The sequence below is a fragment of the Pseudoalteromonas sp. Bsw20308 genome (assembly GCF_000310105.2).
GTDB lineage: Bacteria > Pseudomonadota > Gammaproteobacteria > Enterobacterales > Alteromonadaceae > Pseudoalteromonas > Pseudoalteromonas fuliginea.
Window position 1 is genome coordinate 3,639,087 of record NZ_CP013138.1, and the last position, 21,142, is coordinate 3,660,228.

Annotated in this window: 16 protein-coding genes; 9 read left to right on the forward strand and 7 right to left on the reverse strand. The window is 39.8% G+C overall.

Going from position 1 to position 21,142, the window contains the following annotated elements:
- Positions 1-1,050: a formimidoylglutamase gene (locus tag D172_RS15960; protein ID WP_007377254.1), complete on the forward strand. Its 1,050-nt coding sequence runs from the start codon at positions 1-3 to the stop codon at positions 1,048-1,050.
- A 41-nt stretch (positions 1,051-1,091) separates the two neighbouring features.
- Here D172_RS15960 and D172_RS15965 read toward each other — a convergent pair whose 3' ends face one another.
- Both D172_RS15965 and hutI read right to left on the reverse strand, forming a co-directional pair.
- A complete protein-coding gene (locus tag D172_RS15965; protein WP_205986663.1) occupies positions 1,092-2,774 on the reverse strand; it encodes an EAL domain-containing protein in 1,683 nt (560 codons plus the stop codon).
- A 119-nt stretch (positions 2,775-2,893) separates the two neighbouring features.
- On the reverse strand, positions 2,894-4,141 hold the full coding sequence (gene hutI, locus D172_RS15970; RefSeq protein WP_007377256.1) for an imidazolonepropionase: 1,248 nt from the start codon (positions 4,139-4,141) through the stop codon (positions 2,894-2,896).
- 119 nt (positions 4,142-4,260) lie between these two features.
- On the opposite strand from hutI, the gene hutC reads away from it, so the two are divergent.
- From hutC to hutH, 3 genes are all read left to right on the forward strand, one after another.
- Positions 4,261-4,968, forward strand: coding sequence for a histidine utilization repressor (gene hutC / locus D172_RS15975; RefSeq protein ID WP_007377257.1), 708 nt, complete (start codon positions 4,261-4,263; stop codon positions 4,966-4,968).
- Between the two features lie 66 nt (positions 4,969-5,034).
- Positions 5,035-6,708, forward strand: a complete 1,674-nt coding sequence (gene hutU, locus D172_RS15980) for a urocanate hydratase (RefSeq protein WP_007377258.1) — start codon at positions 5,035-5,037, stop codon at positions 6,706-6,708.
- A gap of 2 nt (positions 6,709-6,710) precedes the next feature.
- Positions 6,711-8,246: a histidine ammonia-lyase gene (gene hutH, locus D172_RS15985; protein ID WP_007377259.1), complete on the forward strand. Its 1,536-nt coding sequence runs from the start codon at positions 6,711-6,713 to the stop codon at positions 8,244-8,246.
- Here hutH and D172_RS15990 read toward each other — a convergent pair.
- A complete protein-coding gene (locus D172_RS15990; protein WP_007377260.1) occupies positions 8,243-9,013 on the reverse strand; it encodes a hypothetical protein in 771 nt (256 codons plus the stop codon). The genes hutH and D172_RS15990 overlap by 4 nt on opposite strands.
- A gap of 566 nt (positions 9,014-9,579) precedes the next feature.
- Between D172_RS15990 and secA the strand changes: the two genes are divergently transcribed.
- From secA to D172_RS16005, 3 genes are all read left to right on the forward strand, one after another.
- Positions 9,580-12,288, forward strand: coding sequence for a preprotein translocase subunit SecA (gene secA / locus D172_RS15995; protein ID WP_007377261.1), 2,709 nt, complete (start codon positions 9,580-9,582; stop codon positions 12,286-12,288).
- A gap of 68 nt (positions 12,289-12,356) precedes the next feature.
- Entirely contained in the window at positions 12,357-12,755 is a 399-nt protein-coding gene (gene mutT / locus D172_RS16000; RefSeq protein ID WP_007377262.1) for an 8-oxo-dGTP diphosphatase MutT, read from the forward strand.
- Positions 12,756-12,776: 21 nt separating this feature from the next.
- The gene (locus D172_RS16005; protein WP_033023715.1) at positions 12,777-13,877 is read left to right on the forward strand and encodes a phosphotransferase enzyme family protein; all 1,101 of its coding nucleotides are present in this window, start codon (positions 12,777-12,779) and stop codon (positions 13,875-13,877) included.
- A gap of 36 nt (positions 13,878-13,913) precedes the next feature.
- On the opposite strand, the gene D172_RS16010 is transcribed toward D172_RS16005, so the two are convergent.
- The 3 genes from D172_RS16010 to pmbA form a co-directional block, all read right to left on the reverse strand.
- On the reverse strand, positions 13,914-15,989 hold the full coding sequence (locus D172_RS16010) for a M13 family metallopeptidase (protein WP_007377264.1): 2,076 nt from the start codon (positions 15,987-15,989) through the stop codon (positions 13,914-13,916).
- 416 nt (positions 15,990-16,405) lie between these two features.
- Positions 16,406-16,891 (reverse strand): DUF721 domain-containing protein, encoded by a 486-nt coding sequence (locus tag D172_RS16015; protein WP_007377265.1) that lies wholly within the window; start codon positions 16,889-16,891, stop codon positions 16,406-16,408.
- Positions 16,892-17,045: 154 nt separating this feature from the next.
- On the reverse strand, positions 17,046-18,395 hold the full coding sequence (gene pmbA, locus D172_RS16020; protein WP_007377266.1) for a metalloprotease PmbA: 1,350 nt from the start codon (positions 18,393-18,395) through the stop codon (positions 17,046-17,048).
- A 144-nt stretch (positions 18,396-18,539) separates the two neighbouring features.
- Here pmbA and yjgA point away from each other — a divergent pair, with 144 nt between their 5' ends.
- Positions 18,540-19,073: a ribosome biogenesis factor YjgA gene (yjgA, locus tag D172_RS16025; protein WP_007377267.1), complete on the forward strand. Its 534-nt coding sequence runs from the start codon at positions 18,540-18,542 to the stop codon at positions 19,071-19,073.
- 123 nt (positions 19,074-19,196) lie between these two features.
- Positions 19,197-20,570 (forward strand): oxygen-independent coproporphyrinogen III oxidase, encoded by a 1,374-nt coding sequence (hemN, locus tag D172_RS16030; RefSeq protein WP_007377268.1) that lies wholly within the window; start codon positions 19,197-19,199, stop codon positions 20,568-20,570.
- Between the two features lie 53 nt (positions 20,571-20,623).
- On the opposite strand, the gene D172_RS16035 is transcribed toward hemN, so the two are convergent.
- On the reverse strand, positions 20,624-21,139 hold the full coding sequence (locus D172_RS16035) for a DUF2489 domain-containing protein (protein WP_007377269.1): 516 nt from the start codon (positions 21,137-21,139) through the stop codon (positions 20,624-20,626).
- Between the last annotated feature and the right edge of the window lie 3 nt (positions 21,140-21,142).

The window sequence follows — 21,142 nt, forward strand, 5'->3', positions numbered from 1 at the left end:
GTGACCAAGCATTTAAAGGTATATGATGAAAGCGCGGTTAAAGCGATTTGCTCTATCCGCGCAAACGAAAAAAAAGCTTGGCAAGCAATGGCCTTGCTCGATACTCAAGTTAATGTGCAACAAGCACTTATTGATGCCGGACAGTTTGGTATTCGCTATGTATTACTCGGTATTTGCGAAGATATTGGCCCCAAAGCAAACCTAGGAAATGGCGGTGCAGACGAAGCGTGGCCGGCTTTTTTAAAGCGTTTTTTAAACCAACCTCATAATCAATTTATTGCTACACAAAAAGTACTTTTATTAGGTGAAGTCAATGTTGATGATCTAATGGCAAAAAGTAAGCAGCTTGATAATCAACAGCCTAAACAGTTAAATCAATTACGAAATTTATGTCAGCAACTCGATGAACGAGTAGAAAATGTATTATCCCTTGTATTTAAAGCAGGTCTTGAGCCAATTATTATTGGCGGGGGGCATAATAACTGCTTAGGTATTATTCGTGCTTTAAGTAAATATAAAAATACACCGGTTAATGCCATAAATTTTGATCCTCATGCCGACTTTAGAGACTGTGAAGGCCGTCACAGTGGCAACGGTTTCCGGTATGCGTACAACGAACAACTCTTAAATAATTATCACGTGATTGGTTTACACGAACTGAAAAACAATCAAGCTATTCTTGAAGCTATGTCTAACGCTAATTTTAAATTTAATAGCTACCAATCGATAAAAGTGAGACGGGATATTACACTCACTCAAGCCGTTAATAATGCACTAAATAGCTTTGATAACTTACCACTTGGAGTTGAAGTAGATTTAGACAGCATTTCTTACATGCCAGTAAGTGCCTATACGTGCAGTGGGTTTAACGTGGACGACAGTGAGCACTTTGTGCATTTAGCCGCTAAAAACCGTCAGTCTCAGTATTTACATTTATGTGAAGCTGCACCAAATCAGCATCCAAATAACGTTGAGAATGGCATACAACACTGTGGGCAAGTAATTAGCGCGCTAGTGAATACCTATTTACAAGCTAAAGAAGGCCTTTAGTAAACGCCTTACTTTTATTGAAATAAAATTAATACTGCTATTTACCGTGAAGTAGGAGGAATATATTCCCCTTGTGTTAACTGCCACTGCTTTAGCCAGCTCATTAAACCAATACTACTCAATGGATGACCAAAGTAATAACCTTGTGCAGCATAAGCATTTAAACTTTTAACAAATCTCAGTTGCTCAAACGTTTCTACGCCCTCAAAAATAACTTTAGTCTTTTGCTGGTTATGCATTTCAACCATGCCACTAATTAAACTGCGTATATTATTTTGATTGCTAAAATCAGCAGTTAACGACGGTGCAACTTTAATATACTCAACAGCTAAATTGGGTAATTTAGACAGTAGTACTGGATTATCACCGAGCCCATCAACACAGACTTTTAATCCAATGTTATTGAGCCTAGCAATCATCGCCCTACCTTTATTATCTAAATTGGTAAAAATGTGTAACGGGCATTCAACAATTAAATCCCCAGCCTCAAGTTGATGTTCACTTGTGATGCGGTCAACAAACTCAACAAACTCTTCATTAAGCATTTCAGGACCAAATACATTAATACTAAGCGGTATTGCTATCCCTTCTATACGCAATGCCATTGCGAGTTCTGCCGCACGCTCTATCACAAAAGTAGCTAATGGATAAGCCAATCCTGCAATTCTAATATCATCAATAAATCTATTTGCAGATAAAATACCTTGCTTTGGATGCTGCCAACGTAACAACAGTTCTAAAAATTCTATTTTTCCATCATCATTACGAATAATTGGTTGAAAATAGAGCTCTAGTTCACTTGAAAAGTCGATATTAGCTAACTCTTTTAAGCGTGCTTGTTGCTCTAGTTGCTCTACCATCATTTGCTGATGATACGGGACCACCTTTCGTTGAGGGTGACTATCAAGCGCTAAATATGCGTAGGAGATTAAATCATCAAAATTATTTTCTTGTGCCCCGCAATCCACATAACTTGCTCGTGCGTTAACCTCTACGGTACAGTTTGCAACGTTGAAAGGTTTTAATGTTGCACCAAGAATGTGCTCTATAACGTGCTCATGAAGATGATTTTGAGTCGCCAAACTACAAATAAAGGCAAAGTTAAGTCCACCTAAATGCGCCAGTTTTTCTTGTGACCCTAAATCAACAATCTCATCGTTTTCTAATAGTTTTTTTATTCTATTTGCTGATTGAGTCAGTAATAAGTCACCGAAATCTCGCCCTATTTGCTGGTTAACTTGTTCAAAGCCCTCTAGGCGAATAATGACTAGTGCTGCCTTTATGGGTGTATCATCACACCAGGCATAATAGCCTTCTCGTAACTTTTTTCTGTCTGCAAAGCTAGAAAGAGGTGAATTTTCAATAAATATTTCTTGCGCTTTATCTTCGACAATCACTTCCTCAGCCAATTCATCTTCACTGATAAAACCGGCAACAGCTAAGAATAAAATAGCGATAACAATCCAAAATAAAGGGATTGCTAATAATAAATGTGCAGAAAAAAGTACAACAAATAACAAACTAGCAAACGAGCTGATGATGATCAGAGTCCAATTACTACGCTCAAACGTCTGCCACAAATGAAAACAAAACCCAAAGGCAAGTAAAATAGCTAACCAAGCATTACCCAGACTTAAAATTGCTAAACCAACAGCAGCAATGCATAGGTAGCTAAACTTCATACCGCTATTTTTTATAGTAAATAAGGACGCGATCATCGCCATTAACAAGGCACCACTAAAAAATATCGGGAAGTTACTGTCGGTTAAAAAACTCAAATTAGCACCACTTGTACTCGCTAAAAAATTCAATAAAAGCATGTTTATTATGGACGAAATTAATACTAACTAAGTTTACCCAAAATCCATAAGTTTAACAGTCTATTTACGCCAAATTGGTAACTTAATTGTGACGGATGATTTATTTGCCAATGCGCAATGTCAGCTCTTGCGCCAACCTTTAAAACACCACGCTCATCTAACCCTAGAGCCTTAGCTGCATTTCGAGTAACACCAGCTAATGCTTGCTCAGGTGTTAATCTAAATAATGTGCACGCCATGTTCATCATTAAGTGCACTGAACATAGGGGAGATGTACCTGGGTTAAAATCACTCGCAATAGCTATCGGTACTTTATATTGATTAAGTAATTCAATAGGTGGGAATTTAGTTTCTCTTAAAAAATAAAATGCGCCTGGCAATAACACCGCTACCGTCCCAGCGTCTGCCATAGCTTTTACACCCTCTTCACCTAGATGCTCTATATGATCCGCCGAAAGGCCTTTGAACTGCGCCACCAGCTCAGCACCATGTTGATTAGATAACTGTTCAGCATGGCATTTTACTGGGAGGTTATGCTTTTTAGCTGCCTGGAAAACACGCTTGGTTTGCGAATAACTAAAGCCTACATTTTCACAAAATACATCGACTGCATCAGCAAGATTATTAGCCACTACCTGATCAAGCATGTCAGTACATACCAAATCAATATATTCATCAGCACGGCCTTTGTATTCAGGCGGTAGAGCATGCGCCCCTAAAAAAGTAGTTTTAATATCAATAGGGTGATGTTCACCTAATAAACGAGCGACTTCTAATATTTTTATCTCGTTTTCAGTATCTAGTCCATAGCCTGATTTTATTTCAACGGTTGTTACACCTTCTTTTAACAACGTATTTAAGCGATCTTTTGCATCAACAAATAGCTGTTCACGATCGGCTGCTCTTGTGGCTTTAACCGTACTTGCTATGCCACCGCCTTGTGCTGCGATTTGCTCATAACTTACACCCTGCAAGCGCTGTTCAAACTCTTGCGATCTTGAACCTGCAAATACTAAGTGCGTATGACAGTCTATTAGGCTTGGCGTTAACCATTGTCCTTTTACACTCAATGTCGGCGTTGCAAACACATCAAAACTAGGCAATATTGATTGCTCTCCAATCCACGCAATTTTACCATTTTTAATGGCTATAGCAGCATTTTCAATTGCGCCATAAGGGGCATTTATATTGCTATCCATAGTGGCAATATTGGCATCAGTTAAAAGTAAGTCGATTTCTTCTAACTCATAATTTTGTGTTGTGCTTTGCATATTGCAGCCCTTTTTACATCGTGAATAATGAAAATATAGTCTAACAATCCATCTTGTATATACAAGATAATTGTGTCATCTTATTTATATAGTTTATTTTTAATGTAACCATAAATTTAATGACGACACCTAAATTTGCGCAAATAAAACAATTCATTGTCGATAAAATTCGCAGCGGTACGTGGCAAGAAAACCAACGTGTTCCCTCTGAAAACGAACTAAGTAGTCAATTTAGTGTAAGCAGGATGACAGCCCGCAGAGCACTAAGCGAATTAACCGAGGCTGGTATTTTAACCCGCAGCCAAGGGTTAGGTACATTTGTAGCTACATTTAAATCGCAGTCATCGTTACTTGAAATAAAAAATATTGCTGATGAAGTAAAAGAGCGTAACGGCAACTACACCTGTAGCGTACTCATACTCGAATCAATAAATGCAGTCGCACCTATTGCCATTGCACTTGGTGTTGAGGTTGACAGTGTTGTATATCGAAGTGTACTTGTGCATAACGAAAACGACAGCCCTTTGCAGCTAGAAGAGCGTTTTGTAAATCCTGCCCTTGCGACTGGCTACTTACAACAAGACTTTAGCATGCTTACACCTCATGAATATCTATCTAGTGTTGCCCCACTTACCCAAGCAAGGCATACCGTAGAGGCTATTATGCCAAACAGCGAAATGTGCCAATGGTTAAACTTATATAACGAAGAGCCATGCTTACAAGTTATTCGACGCACATGGTCTATTAACGGCATTGTAAGCTTTGCGCGCCTTGTATCACCAGGCAGTAAATATCGCTTAGGTGGTCACTTAACATTTAAAAAATAACAAACAATAGCGCTTACTGCGCTTTTTTTATAACAAATCACCTTGTATATACAACAGGAGAAAAACATGAACAACCGACTCGACACAAGTCGCGTAATACGTGCACCTCATGGCGATAAAATAAGTGCTAAAAGCTGGCAAACTGAAGCAGCTAAGCGCATGCTAATGAATAATTTAGACCCTGAAGTAGCAGAACATCCTCATGCACTTGTTGTATATGGTGGTATTGGCCGAGCGGCTCGTGATTGGCCAAGTTATGACAAAATTATAGAAACCCTCGATAGACTCGAAAGCGACGAAACCCTGCTTGTACAATCAGGAAAACCCGTTGGTGTATTTAAAACCCACTGTAATGCCCCTCGCGTGCTTATTGCTAACTCAAATCTTGTTCCACACTGGGCAAATTGGGAGCACTTTAATGAGCTCGATAAAAAAGGCTTGATGATGTACGGGCAAATGACGGCGGGTTCTTGGATTTATATTGGCTCGCAAGGCATAGTACAAGGAACTTACGAGACCTTTGTAGCTATGGCAAAGCAACACTTTGCAGGTAGCGCTAGTGGTAAGTGGGTATTAACAGGTGGCCTTGGTGGTATGGGCGGTGCGCAACCACTTGCAGCTACAATGGCTGGCTTTAGTGCACTGGTTGTTGAATGTGATGAAAGCCGTATCGATTTTCGTATAAAAACAGGCTACGTTGATGTAAAAGCAACAAGTCTTGAACACGCACTGCAATTAATAACCGATGCATGTGTTAAAGGTAAAGCCCTCTCAGTGGGTTTACTAGGTAACGCTGCCGATATTTTTAGTACACTGGTTAAAACAGGCATTACCCCTGATGTAGTCACAGATCAAACATCTGCTCACGACCCATTGAATGGTTACTTACCACAAAACTGGACAATGGAGCACGCTGCAAAAATGCGTGAGCAAGATCCAAAAGCCGTAGTAAAAGCTGCTAAACAATCAATGGCAGTCCAAGTTAAAGCTATGCTGGCACTACAAAAAGCCGGTGCCGCCACTACTGATTACGGTAATAATATTCGTCAAATGGCGTTTGATGAGGGTGTTACCAACGCATTTGATTTTCCTGGATTTGTACCTGCCTATATTCGCCCTTTATTTTGTGAAGGTATTGGACCATTTAGATGGGTAGCATTATCGGGCGACCCTGAAGATATATATAAAACCGACGCTAAAGTAAAAGAGCTTATTCCTAATGATGCACATTTGCATAACTGGCTTGATATGGCGCGGGAACGCATACAATTCCAAGGTCTACCTGCACGTATTTGCTGGGTTGGACTTAAAGATAGAGCGCGCCTTGCACTGGCCTTTAATGAAATGGTTAAAAATGGCGAACTTAAAGCCCCTATCGTTATTGGTCGCGATCACCTCGATTCTGGTTCAGTTGCCAGCCCTAACCGCGAAACAGAGAGCATGAAAGATGGCTCAGATGCAGTATCAGATTGGCCATTACTCAACGCACTACTTAATACCGCAAGTGGCGCTACTTGGGTGTCACTTCATCATGGTGGCGGTGTAGGCATGGGATTTAGTCAGCACGCTGGTGTAGTTATTGTTGCCGATGGTACTGATGAAGCTAAAGAGCGTATTGCTCGCGTACTGTGGAATGACCCTGCAACGGGTGTAATGCGCCATGCTGATGCTGGATACGACATAGCAAAAAACTGCGCTAAAGAGCAAAATTTAGACCTACCTATGTTAAACGAGGAATGATCATGTTCGAACTTACTCTCACACCCGGATCACTTGATTTAAACACACTAAGAAAAATTAATAATTCACCGGTAAAGTTAAGCCTTGCAAAGCATGCCGAGTCGCAAATAGCAGCCAGCGCGCAAACCGTTCAAAACGTTATTAATGAACACCGCACTGTATATGGAATTAACACCGGCTTTGGATTATTAGCCAATACTAAAATTGCCGATGACGAACTTGAATTATTACAGCGCTCCATTGTACTTTCACACGCTGCGGGCATTGGCGAATACATGGATGACAGCACAGTAAGGTTAATGATCACCTTAAAAGTAAATTCGCTTTCGCGCGGCTATTCGGGCATTCGTCTGCAAGTAATCAAATTTTTTATGCAGCTGCTTAGTAGCGAAGTATATCCATGCGTGCCTAAAAAAGGCTCCGTGGGGGCATCGGGAGATTTAGCTCCTCTTGCGCATATGTGCCTACCTCTATTAGCTGAAGGTCAAATGCGACATAAAGGAGAAATAATTAGCGCAGCACAAGGGTTAAAAATAGCGGGACTTGAACCCCTAACACTTGCAGCCAAAGAAGGCTTAGCATTATTAAATGGTACACAAGCGTCGACTGCGTTTGCACTTCAGGGGCTATTTAGAAGCGAGAACTTATATGCACAAAGCTGCGTTATCGGCTCAATAAGCATAGAAGCTGCAATGGGCAGTCGCGCGCCATTTGATGCACGTATTCATGATATTCGTGGTCAGCGCGGACAAATAGACACCGCTCAAGTATTTAGAGACCTACTCGATACGCACTCTCAAATTAGTGATTCCCACGTCAATTGTGAAAAAGTACAAGATCCATACTGCCTTCGCTGCCAACCTCAAGTGCTAGGTGCTTGCCTAACTCAGATACGCCAAGCTGCAGAAGTGTTGCTATGCGAGTCGAACGGTGTAACCGACAATCCGCTAGTTTTTGCCGATGTAGGCGACATAATATCGGGAGGTAACTTTCATGCAGAGCCCGTTGCAATGGCCGCCGATAACTTAGCTATCGCAATTGCCGAAATTGGCGCATTAGCAGAAAGGCGAATTGCATTACTTATCGATTCAAACCTATCCAAATTACCGCCATTTTTAGTTGAAAACGGCGGTGTAAATTCAGGATTTATGATTGCCCAAGTTACCGCAGCAGCGCTTGCGTCAGAAAACAAATCATTAGCGCATCCGGCTTCGGTCGATAGCTTGCCTACATCTGCAAATCAAGAAGATCATGTTTCTATGGCAACCTTTGCAGCAAGGCGCTTAGATGAAATGGCCAATAATACCCAAGGTGTTTTGGCAATAGAATGGTTAGCATCGGTTCAAGGGCTAGAATTTAGAAAGCCGCTTGAACCATCAAATAAAGTGCAAAGCGCTAAAGCGTTGTTACGCGAACATGTGAGTTATTATGATAAAGACCGCTACTTTGCTCCCGATATCGAAGCTGCTAATACATTACTAAGTGAAGGTAAGCTATGCGACTTCATAGAGAGCAGTCCCCTGCCTTCAGCATATTAAATACCGTGCTGATAGCTAAACCCTAAGGCTTCAATGGCTGAGCCTAATACTTTGCGCTCAGCCGAATCAGTTCCTGTAAACGTTGGCATTTCACCACCATGTTGCTGACACTTCATCGCGTAATATTCAGCTTTTGTGGGGTGCGCAGGATTAACCACATTATAAATATTTTGCCCTACTTGCCAGTGCTCTATCACCGCAAAAATAGCATTAATTACATCTTGTTGATGCACCATATTTACTACTTGCTCACTTGATGTATTGAGCTCTTTGCCTGCCACAAAACGCCCCGGCTCTCTATTAGGCCCTAGTAAGCCAGCTAAACGAAGTACTTTGCCATCTTGTTCAAGCACTTGCTCTTCAGCTTCATAGAGCTTTATTTGGCGCTCGTTTGTGCATGAAATATCGCTACTTTCGCTATACACACCAGGCTCTTGATCGTATACCCCGGTTGATGAGCACAATAAAAAGCCCTTTGCGTTTAACTCCTTTGAAAGCTTAAGCGCTGCGGTGAGTGTTTCAGGATAATTACTTTTACTGTGCCTGCTACGTGGTGGAATAGCACATACCCAATAAGCATCTTGTAAATCAATTTGATGTGTTAGTTGCCCATCTTCAAGTGCAAACTGACGTTCAAAATCAAACTCGTGTATATCTGTTCTATGCGTTCCTTGTACTTGCCAATCAGCTTTTTGCGCACTTACGCATAAAGCATGTCCTAACCAACCTGCACCTAATACTACCAATTTATTGCTTTTATTTTTCATTTTCACCTAAACCTTTATTTTATAAGGAAAACAAGTGTAAAAACCTAACTTTAATTCAAATTAAAACTAGATATAATTATAACCACTCTACTAAATCAAAAGCGTATGTGCACTGATGTAAAAAATTATTTTACAAAAACCAATCAATCATTTTTGAAGTATTGTTGTTGGTTAATCAAATAGATTAGGTGCAAAAATAGCGCGTTTAGAATTCATATCCATGCGTTAAATTTAAGCATGAATGCCTCCCTTGTTTTTAATTTATTTAGCACCATATCTTTACAGTTCGCTACTATTTTTACTGTAATTGGGTAATACAAAGTTATTTTTACGAACCAGATCAAATTTTTCGATTTTATATACAGATCTTTTTATTGAGATAGTTTGTTGTTTGGCAGAGTCTGGTATAGTAGCGCACGTAATAAACAGTGCTTTTTAGCGGTTTAATACAAAATTGCTAATTAATATGTTCTAAGTGTTACTTAAAAGCATATATTAATTACCAATTATTAAAAATGGGTTAGCCGATACTCGGCTGACAAAGAATACATTGTAACGGTTTTATCATGATATCTAATTTATTTACCAAGCTTTTTGGTAGTCGCAATGACCGCACTATTAAAAACTTTAGAAAGACGGTCGCGCTAATTAATGCGCTAGAAACGCAACTTGAAGCGCTTTCTGATGAAGATTTAAAAGCTAAAACAGCCGAGTTTAGAGAACGTTACGATAACGGGCAAAGTCTAGACGATATTTTACCTGAAGCCTTTGCCGTGGTGCGTGAAGCGTCAAAACGCGTTAATGGCATGCGCCACTTTGACGTACAGCTATTAGGCGGCATGGTTTTACATGAAGGCCGCATCGCAGAGATGCGTACTGGTGAAGGTAAAACACTTACAGCGACTTTACCTGCTTATTTAAATGGTTTAACCGGTAAAGGCGTTCACGTAATTACCGTGAATGACTATCTTGCTAAGCGTGATGCCGAAACAAACCGTGCGTTGTTTGAATTTTTAGGCCTTACTGTAGGCTGTAACGTACCTGGTATGATGCCACAGCAGAAAAAGTTAGCGTACACTGCTGATATTACTTACGGTACAAATAACGAATTTGGTTTTGACTATCTTCGTGACAACATGGCTTTTAGCATTGATGAACGAGTTCAACGTCCATTATTCTATGCTGTAGTCGATGAAGTGGATTCAATCTTAATTGATGAAGCACGTACCCCCCTTATTATTTCAGGCCCAGCTGAGGATAGCTCTGAGCTATACACTGAAATAAACACCATCGTGCCTTTACTTGAACTTCAAGAAAAAGAAGACGAAGAAGGTATTGAAGGCGACGGCGATTACACGATTGATGAAAAGTCTAAGCAAGTTCATTTAACAGAACGCGGTCAAATTAAAGTAGAAGAGCTACTTACTGAGCGCGGCTTAATTGAAGAAGGCGATTCGCTTTATTCAGCAGCAAGCATTACGCTACTAAGCCATGTTTATGCCGCCCTTCGTGCTCATAAGCTATACCAAAAAGATGTTGATTACGTTGTAAAAGAAAACGAAGTAATCATTATCGATGAGCATACGGGTCGTTCAATGGAAGGTCGACGTTGGTCAGAAGGTTTACACCAAGCTGTTGAAGCTAAAGAAGGTGTGAAAATTCAAAATGAAAACCAAACGCTTGCCTCTATTACGTTCCAAAACTACTTCCGTTTATACGAAACATTAGCAGGTATGACAGGTACTGCCGATACTGAAGCATTTGAATTTCAGTCAATCTACGGCCTAGACACTGTTGTTATGCCAACTAATAAGCCGATGGTTCGTGACGATCGCGCCGATTTAGTTTACCTAACGCAAGAAGAAAAATACGAAGCTATTTTAATTGATATTAAAGATTGCCAAGAGCGCGGACAACCTGTGCTAGTTGGTACTATTTCAATTGAAAGCTCTGAGTATCTATCGCAGTTTTTACGCAAAGAAAAAATTAAGCACAACGTACTTAATGCTAAATTTCATGCGCAAGAAGCTGACATCGTTTCAGATGCTGGCCTACCAGGGACAGTAACAATTGCAACAAACATGGCCGGTCGTGGTACCGATATCGTGTTAGGTGGTAACTGGAACAGTGAAGTTGAAAAACTTGAAAACCCAACTGATGAGCAAATTGCTGAAATTAAAGCAGCGTGGAAAATTCGCCATGATGCAGTAATTGATGCCGGCGGTTTACATATCATAGGTACTGAACGTCACGAATCTCGTCGTATAGACAACCAATTACGTGGTCGTTCTGGTCGTCAAGGTGATGCTGGTTCAAGCCGTTTTTACTTATCGATGGACGATGCGCTAATGCGTATATTTGCCGGTGAGCGCATGACTAACATGATGCGTAAACTCGGTATGCAACGCGGTGAAGCAATTGAACATCCATGGGTAAACCGTGCGATTGAAAATGCACAGCGTAAAGTAGAGGCACGTAACTTCGACGTTCGTAAGCAACTACTTGAGTACGATGATGTAGCAAACGACCAACGTCGTGTTGTTTACTCTCAGCGTAACGAACTACTTGAAGAAGGTGATATTTCAGAAACTATTACTGCAATTCGTGGTGACGTACTTAGCAATACAATTGATCAGTACATTGCACCACAAAGCCTTGCTGAAATGTGGGATATTCCTGGCCTTGAAGAGCGTTTAAAACAAGACTTCTTAATTGAGTTACCTATTACTCAGTGGTTAGCAGATGACAATAAACTATACGAAGAAAAACTTCGTGAGCGTATTGAGCAGGCGGTTGAGCAGTCATACAAGCAAAAAGAAGAGCAAGTTGGCGATTCTGTTTTACGTCAATTCGAAAAAGCGATTATGCTACAGAGCCTTGATCAGCATTGGAAAGATCATCTTGCTGCAATGGATCATTTACGCCAAGGTATTCATTTACGTGGTTACGCGCAAAAGAATCCTAAGCAAGAGTACAAGCGTGAATCGTTTGAGCTGTTCTCTGAAATGCTTGAAAACTTGAAAGTAGATGTTGTAAGCATTCTAAGTAAAGTACAAGTACGCGCAGAAGAAGATGTTGAAAAAGTAGAAGAGCAACACCGTAAAAGTGAAAATGCTCCTCGCGAATACCAACATGAAGAAGCTGAGCACGTAGGTGGCGAAGCGCCAGAAACAGCGACAGTAATGGCTCGTACAGAACCAAAAGTAGGTCGTAATGACCCTTGTCCTTGTAAATCAGGTCAAAAATTCAAACAGTGTTGCGGTAAATTAAAATAACCCAATATTGTCAGTAGCTTATTAAAAAGCGGCGCTAGCGTCGCTTTTTTTTATGGAGTTTTAAAGTAATGACTATAGAAATTGTACATGTAGCTGTTGGTGTTATTAAGAAAAATAACGCTATATTCATTTGTAAACGTGCAGATGAACAACATCAAGGCGGTTTATGGGAATTTCCTGGTGGTAAAGTCGAAGCTGGAGAAAGTGTGTTTGTTGCACTTAAACGCGAGCTTATTGAAGAAGTTGGACTAACCATTCACAGCTCTAGCCAATTGATGGTGATTGAACATGACTACGGCGATAAATGCGTTAAATTAGATGTACACGTAGTAAGTAACTTTAGCGGTGAGGCACATGGCGCTGAAGGGCAACCTAGCGAATGGGTAGCAATTACTGAATTAGAAAATTATGATTTTCCTGAAGCGAATGCTGAAATTATCGAAAAAATAGTTGCCCGATACGCATAAAAAAGAGCATAAGTGAGCACAATGAATATCTCAATACAAAATAAGCTAAGCGAACTGTTAGCACTGCCTCCTGAGTTAACTCAAGTTAGTGCGATTGGTAGCGGCCATATAAATAGTACATGGCTACTTACAAGTATTGATAAACAGTTTATTGTGCAAAAACTAAATACTGAGGTATTTAAAAACCCTGCTCAGTTAGTGAGTAATGCAAAACTAATTGAGCAGCATTTAAATGCTAAACAACTGCAAAATAATTACCCGCTTGAAATAATCAAACATATAGCTACACAAAACGACGAACACTTAATAAAAATTGATAATGCGTATTATCGCGTCCTTAACTATATTAGCGATAGCTACAGCGAAGACGTTGTTAAAAATACCCAGCAGAGCGAGCAAGCGGCTTACGCCTTTGCCGTATTTGCTCATGTATTACAAGATTTTGATGCGCAACAGCTACACACTGTAATTCCTGATTTTCATAACTTAGCGATGCGCTTTGAGCAATTAAATACCGCAATCACTAACAACGTAGTTAATAGAGTAAAGCACTGCGCTAGTGAAATAGAGTATTGCTTAACGCAGCAGCATTTAATTACTGAGCTTAGTCAGGTAGCTAAACACATACCGCTTAGAGTGTGTCATAACGATACAAAAATAAATAATATGCTGTTTTGTAATATAACTCACAAAGCAAAAGCAGTTATTGATTTAGACACCTGTATGGCAGGATTTTGGCTTTATGACTTTGGTGACATGGTACGTACATTTTGCTCCCCCGAAGCCGAGGATTCAACAGACTTACACAACGTTGTTATTCGAAAAGATATATTTTCAGCCATTGTTAAAGGCTATGTAACGCCATTAAAAAGTAGCATGAGCACAAAAGAACAAGACAGCCTGCTGCTAGGCGCTAAAATAATGCCACTCATGTTAAGTGTGCGCTTTTTAACTGATTACTTAAATAACGATGTGTACTTTAAAGTATCTCATGCAGAGCATAATTTAGAGCGAGCACAAAACCAACTCGCGCTTTATAAAAACATACTGAGTAACGAAGAATGGATGCACGCGTGCTTAGTCGATGAACAAATTCAAGATACAAAAAAACCAGTAAGCTAAAAACTTACTGGTTTTTTGTTATTTATAGCAATGCAATTACCAGATTTTTACGCGGTCTTCTGGTTTGATATACATTTTATCACCTTCTTTTACGTCAAACGCTTCGTAAAACTCAGGCATGTTCGACAAGATACCGATTACACGGTAGTGGCTTGGTGAATGAGGGTCTGTTAATAAACGATTACGTAACTCTTCATCGCGGTAGTTACGACGCCAGATTTGTGACCAACCCATAAAGAAACGTTGATCGCCTGTGTAACCATCTATCACGGGTGCTTTTTTATCACCTAAAGAGAGCATATACGCTTTATGCGCAACGGTTAATCCACCTAAGTCACCAATGTTTTCGCCAAGCGTTAGCTCACCATTAACACTTGCATCTTCAAATGGTTTATATTCGTTATACTGTGCAACTAAAGCCGCTGTACGCTCTTCAAATTGCTTAAGGTCAGTCTCACTCCACCAGTTACGTAAGTTACCGTCACCGTCGTATTTAGCACCTTGGTCGTCAAAACCGTGGCCAAGCTCATGCCCAATTACCGCGCCAATTGCGCCGTAGTTTACAGCATCATCCGCTTCTAAATTAAAGAATGGCGGTTGTAAAATAGCGGCAGGAAATACAATTTCGTTGTTTACTGGGTTGTAATAAGCATTGACTGTTTGCGGAGTCATGTGCCATTCAGAGCGATCAACTGGTTTACCCAATTTAGCAATCATATCTGCGTATGCCCATTCGCTATAACGGATGTAATTACCTACTAGCTCATCTGAGTTAATCTCTAGCTCTGAGTAATCTTTCCACGTGTCTGGGTAACCAATCTTAGGCGTAAATTTGTCTAATTTTTCTTTCGCTGCAAGCTTTGTTTCAGGGCTCATCCACTCAAGATTTTCAATAGCAACGCCATAACCTTTAATTACGTTATCAACTAACTCTTCCATGCGTGCTTTAGCTTCTGGCGGGAAGTTATCTTTAACGTATACCTTACCTAAAATCTCACCAAGTACACTGTTAGATGCATCAACCGCTTGCTTCCAAAGAGGTGCTTGTTCTTCTACGCCACGAAGTGTTGTGCTGTAAAAGTCAAAGTTAAGGTTAACTAAATCTTCGCTAAGTAGCTCTGCATAACCACTTACAAAATGAAATTTTAAGTAGTTTTTCCACGTCGCTAAATCAGTATCTTTGTAAATAGTAGCAAGTGCTTCTAAGTAGCTTGGTTGACGTACAATAATATCACTTGTACTCACACCTGCATCTTTAAAGAATGCAGCTAAATCAAGCTCCCCCATCAGCTTACTAGCATCTGCTACTGTCATCTTGTTATAAGATTTAGTTGCATCACGGCTTTGCACACGGCTCCACTGAGCATCAGCTAGTGTTTTTTCAAATGCAAGTACGCTCTTGGCAGCTTCTGCTGCATTTTTAACGCCTGATTTTGCTAAAACATCTGTGATGTATTGCTCGTAAGAAGCACGAATTTTAGTGAATTTTTCGTCATCGTTTAAGTAATAATCACGATCTGGTAAACCAAGACCCGACTGAGATAAATACAATGCATACTCGCTCGAGTTTTTAGCATCGTTATTTACAAACCAACCAAACGGTAAAGTACCGCCTTGTTTTTGAATTTTAGCCATTAAACCCACTAAATCAGCTTTAGATTTAACGCTATCAATTGTATCTAATGAAGGTTGTAATGGCGTAATACCTAGCTCATTACGCGCAGATTGATTCATGTAGCTTTTATAAAATGCGCCAATTTTATACTCATCGCTGCCTTTTTTAGCGGCCTTATTCGCGGCTGCGTTTTCAAGGGCAATTTTCATCGCTTTTTGTGACTCATCATATAGCTGCGAAAAAGAACCGTAGTTAGACTTATCACCTGGTATTTCAGTTTTTGCTAACCACTGTCCATTTACATGATAATAAAAATCGTCTTGTGCGCGTACTGAACTATCCATATTCGCTAGTTCAATACCAAGCTCTAGTGGCTTTTCAGCGGGTGCTGTTACTACAGGAGTATCGGTTACTTTAGTTTCTTGTTGTTTTTCACCACAACCTACTAGACCAAGTGCAAGCGCTATGCTCGCAGCGGCCATTGTTACTTTATTCATAATGATTCCGTTTGTTAGTTAGAATTAAATCATACCAATCTGCTTATGTATGGGGTCTATTTAACGTTAAGAAAATTACGCTAGAACTAGGCAAAAGTTTTTGTATCTAGTTGTTCTAAATAAAAAATTTTTAACGACGTTATAGTGCAATTTAATTCGTTAAATTGATCAAAGATTTATGCAGGTTGGTATCACATACCAACTCCATTAAATTCTTGAATATAGCAGGAGTAAAAATAGCACTGCCTGTACGCTTTTACTTAATGGAATGGGTATCAAGGGAGCTTTAAATAATAAAGCACACCACGCAGTATCATAAACCTCATTAAGCCAACAATAAAATGGAATATGTAACAAAGTATTTTGAATGCGGTGAGCTGCAAAATTAGCCCCACCAATAACAAGATGGTGGGTAGTTAAGGCTTGCTTTTATTTTTTCCGTGAAGTGCTAAACGCTCTAGTTTTTCTTTTAAAGAAGGGGGTGCAGAAGATGCTATCGCGTTTAAGTAATCCGCTGTTTGCTCACTCATTTTACGAGAGTTGGTAACTGCAGGACTGCCCGACTTATTCGCTGTACTTAATCTTTGAGTTGCTTGAGGATTTGCAGTTATTTTTATTTGCCCGAGTTCTGCCATTCCGGCAGCTCTAAAATGTGAAAGCATATCCATTTTTAAATAATTAAGCCTAAGCGCGATAGGTGCAGACACGGCTTCTATCATTAGCGTACCGTCTCGGTAATTACTGACTCGGCATTTATCACCCAATTTAGGACCTAAAAAATCTTTAAGTAGTGTTTGCTGTGTATCAAGTGCTTGGCTTTTGCCTGCATAAGCCGATAAACGATTATTTAACCCCGCCATAATATCGGTTAGCGGTTTTGGTGCATATCTATCTTTAGCCATTTTACACCTCGTAAAACTTACACATTACATTGATACCAATTTTATTAAAAACATAAGCATTCTAGCCGATTAAATAACTCACTAATTTAATGCAATTGGTATACTTAAACCCAAAGAAAACACCCTGAGTTTAAGTATACACCTCGTATTAATACTACGCGCCGGCTATTTGCATTTGCTCTATTAGTACTGAGCCTGTTTGAATACCACCACGGCGTTCTATATCACCACCAATGGCGGAAATACCTTTAAACATGTCTTTTAAATTACCAGCAATGGTAATTTCGCTTACCGGATATTGAATTTCACCATTTTCAACCCAAAAACCAGCAGCACCACGAGAGTAGTCACCCGTTACGGTATTTACGCCCTGCCCCATTAGCTCTGTAACTAATAAGCCAGTGTCCATGGTTTTTAATAGTGCAGTTAAATCGTTATGAGTTTGCTCAACAAGCCAGTTATGTATACCGCCAGCATGTCCTGTTGGCATCATGTTCATTTTACGCGCGGCATAACTTGCTAGTAAATACGTTTGTAACTCGCCGCCTTGAATAATTTCTCTATCGAATGTTTTAACACCTTCGCTATCAAACGGTGACGATGCCAACCCTTTTAAAATATGTGGGCGCTCAGCAATATTCACACAATTACTAAATACCTGAGTGCCTAAGCTATCAAGTAAAAAACTTGATTTACGATAAAGTGCGCCACCACCAATTGCCGACACCAAGTGACCAAACAATGAATTTGCAATATCGGCTCTAAAAATAACAGGCACTTTCATTGTGCCTAACTTTTGGCTGTTTAATTTAGCCAAAGTTTCAGCTGCCGCTTCAAGACCCACTGCCGCCGCATCATTTAAACCAGCCTGATCGCGTGCAACCGTATAAGCAGAGTCGCGCTGCATATGCTCGCCATCTTGACCTATTACCATAGTACTAATACTGTGACGAGTACGTGGAAAGCCTGCAATTAAACCGTGGCTGTTACCATAAACACGTAATCCCTGATGCGATGAAAAACTCGCACCATCAGAGTTAACAATGCGCTCGTCTGCATTTAATGCAGCTTGCTCAGCAGCATGACAAAGCTCAATACCTTCCTCAGGGCTTACATCCCAAGGATGGTATAAATCTAAATCTTTAGGATTAAATTCAAGTAACTCTTTATCAGCAACGCCGTTGAATGGATCATCCGATGTAAATTTGGCTATATCAATCGCTTTTTCGACTACCGTGCGCAATGTTTTTGGATTTAAATCAGCCGTTGACGCCGAACCTTTATTGTTACCAACATATACACTAATGCCTAAGCCGCCATCTTGGTTAAACTCAATGGTTTCTACTTCACCCATTCGTGTGCTAACCGATAAACCAGACGTGCTAGACATAGCAGCTTCTGCAGCTGTAGCGCCTAATTTTTTAGCATGTTCGAGTACTTCTGCTACCGCATCTTTAACTTGCGATATTTGAGAATAAATTGGATCGTTTTGTTGGCTTTTCATAAATTAAGTCCTGAGCCTTAGAGGCAGAATGCACACATTTCTTATATTTAAATGCTAACACACTCAATGCATCACATCAGCTAATATTCCTAAGTATCATATTCATGTATAATGGTAAAAGTTATTTTTATTTAAGAGCACCCCATGGCAAAGAAAAAAGGCAAGCCTGCTGAAATTGAAGAAGAAATTGAATATGTATCAAGAACGGAGCTTAAACGCGAAGCGCAAGAGTTTCATCAGTTAGGTACTGAAATTGCCAAAATGGGTAAAAAACAGCGCGAACGCCTGCCATTAAATGACGATTTAAAAGAAGCGATGGTTGTTGCTGATAAAATAAGTAACAAAAGCGACGCGTACCGCCGCCACTTAAACTACATCGCTAAAACACTGCGTACTGTAGAAAACATTGATGATATTAAAGCGATTATCAATGTGATGCTTAATAAAAATAACCAAGCTGAAGTATTGGTCAAAAAAATTGAGCAATTACGTTCAGATTTAATTGAGCAAGGTGATGACCTTATCAATGAGACTATTGAGCAGTTTCCATCTCTTGATCGTCAACAAATGCGCCAATTAGTTCGTAATGCAGCAAAAGAAGCGAAAGCTGAAAAGCCAGGTAAAGGTTATAAAGAATTATTTCAATACCTTAAAGATGCTCATACTATTACGTATTAATTAGGTCGTATTAAGTTATATTTTATTAAAAAAGGTGCTTCGGCACCTTTTTTGTTATAGATCAAACCGCCTTCCTGAGTACTTTTTTATAATCCCCCCTAAATAAATACTTAGGTGCGCGTGATGATTAAACTTCCACAATGGGATGAAACCCTAATAAACAAATATAATGTGTCTGGTCCGCGTTATACCTCTTATCCCACGGCTTTATCACTGCGTGACGGGTACCAGCAACAAGACCTACTAAGCGCTATAGAATCGTCAACAAGTCGCACTCTTTCTTTATATATTCACATCCCGTTTTGTAGTCAGCTGTGCTACTACTGTGGCTGTAATAAAATAATTACCCGCCATCAATCTAAGGCAGATACGTATCTCGACTTTTTAGCAAAAGAAATTACTGCCCAAGCGCCTTTATTTAAGAACTACACGGTTGAGCAATTACATTTAGGTGGTGGTACTCCCACCTTTTTAACCGCAAAACAAATGACCCGTTTAATTAAGCTTTTAGAACAACACTTTAATTTTACACGCACAACAGAGCGCGGCATTGAAATAGACCCACGCTCACTTTCCGATAATATGCTTGTTGATTTAAGGATGCTTGGCCTTAACCGCGTCTCGTTTGGTATTCAAGACTTTAACGATGACGTACAACTTGCTGTTAATCGCCCGCAAAATGCAGATACGGTCAAGCAATTAATTACACAAGCTCGTGAGTTGGGGTTTCAATCTATTAATGCAGATATGATTTACGGGCTCCCTCTGCAAACACCAGAGAGCTTTAGGCAAACTATAGAGCAACTTATTGAGCTAAGCCCTGACAGAGTATCAGTGTTTAACTATGCGCATTTACCTGAGCGCTTTGCCGCACAGCGTAAGATTAAAGATGCAGATTTACCCAGTGCACATAATAAGCTCACCATGTTTAAAAATACGCTGGAGCAGATGACGCAAGCAGGCTATCAATTTATTGGTATGGACCATTTTGCAAAAACTGATAATGAACTAGCTGTTGCGCAAAATGAAGGCAAGTTACATCGTAACTTTCAAGGTTATACAACACATGGAAATTGTGATTTATTAGGCTTAGGCGTGTCATCAATTTCGCAAATTGGCACCGCCATTTTACAAAATCAAAAAGAATTAAAACATTATTACCACAGCATCGAAACACAAAGCGGCTGCGCACTTAATAAAGGAATGCACTTAACACATGATGATGTAATTCGTGCTGATGCAATTAAGCAGCTCATTTGCCAGTTTGAATTAAATATACAAGACTTTAGCGAAAAGCACGCGCTTATATTTAATGACTACTTTGAGGATGCATTAGTAGCGCTTGCGCCACTTATAAAAGATGAACTAGTCACTATAATTGATAATAAAATTAGCGTAACACCACGCGGAAACTTATTCATTCGTATTATTTGTATGTGCTTCGATGCTCACTTACAAAAACAAATAAATGCGACGCGTTTCTCACGGGTAATTTAACCATAAATTGTTGTGCATAAAAAAGCAGACCAAGGTCTGCTTTCTCTGAGCAGCTAGTTAAAAACTACTTTATCACTGCCTGAGGCCGCTTTAAATTCAATGATAATTTTAGCGCAATCGGCTTTAACTTCATCTTTAAGTGTTTCTTCTGCGTGCCAGCGAGCCTTATCTAACTTAAAAATCTCTTTTTTAGAGTATTTTTTACGTGCATCGTGCGTCGGCATTTCTTTAACTACCTGGTACATTTGATGAATGCCAGGATACAGCGCCGTTAAATCACGCTCGCTCTCAAAGCCATATTGAGACATAAGTACCCAAATACGTAAACAGCCTTCAGAAAACTCACACTGCTCTTCATTCATTGCACGCGCAATTAAATGAATACTATCGGCTAGTTTTGCATTTCGCTCTAAGCGAGACTTTTCAAGCTTTTGCTTTTTCTCAGTCTGCGCCTTCGCAATTAACTTTTTTTGCGCATTTAACTTATACAATAACTGACCTGCATAAAATGCCAAGCCAGCTATAATAGCAGCGCCTAAAAGTAAGGCTAAAATTACCGCGGTACTCATTAA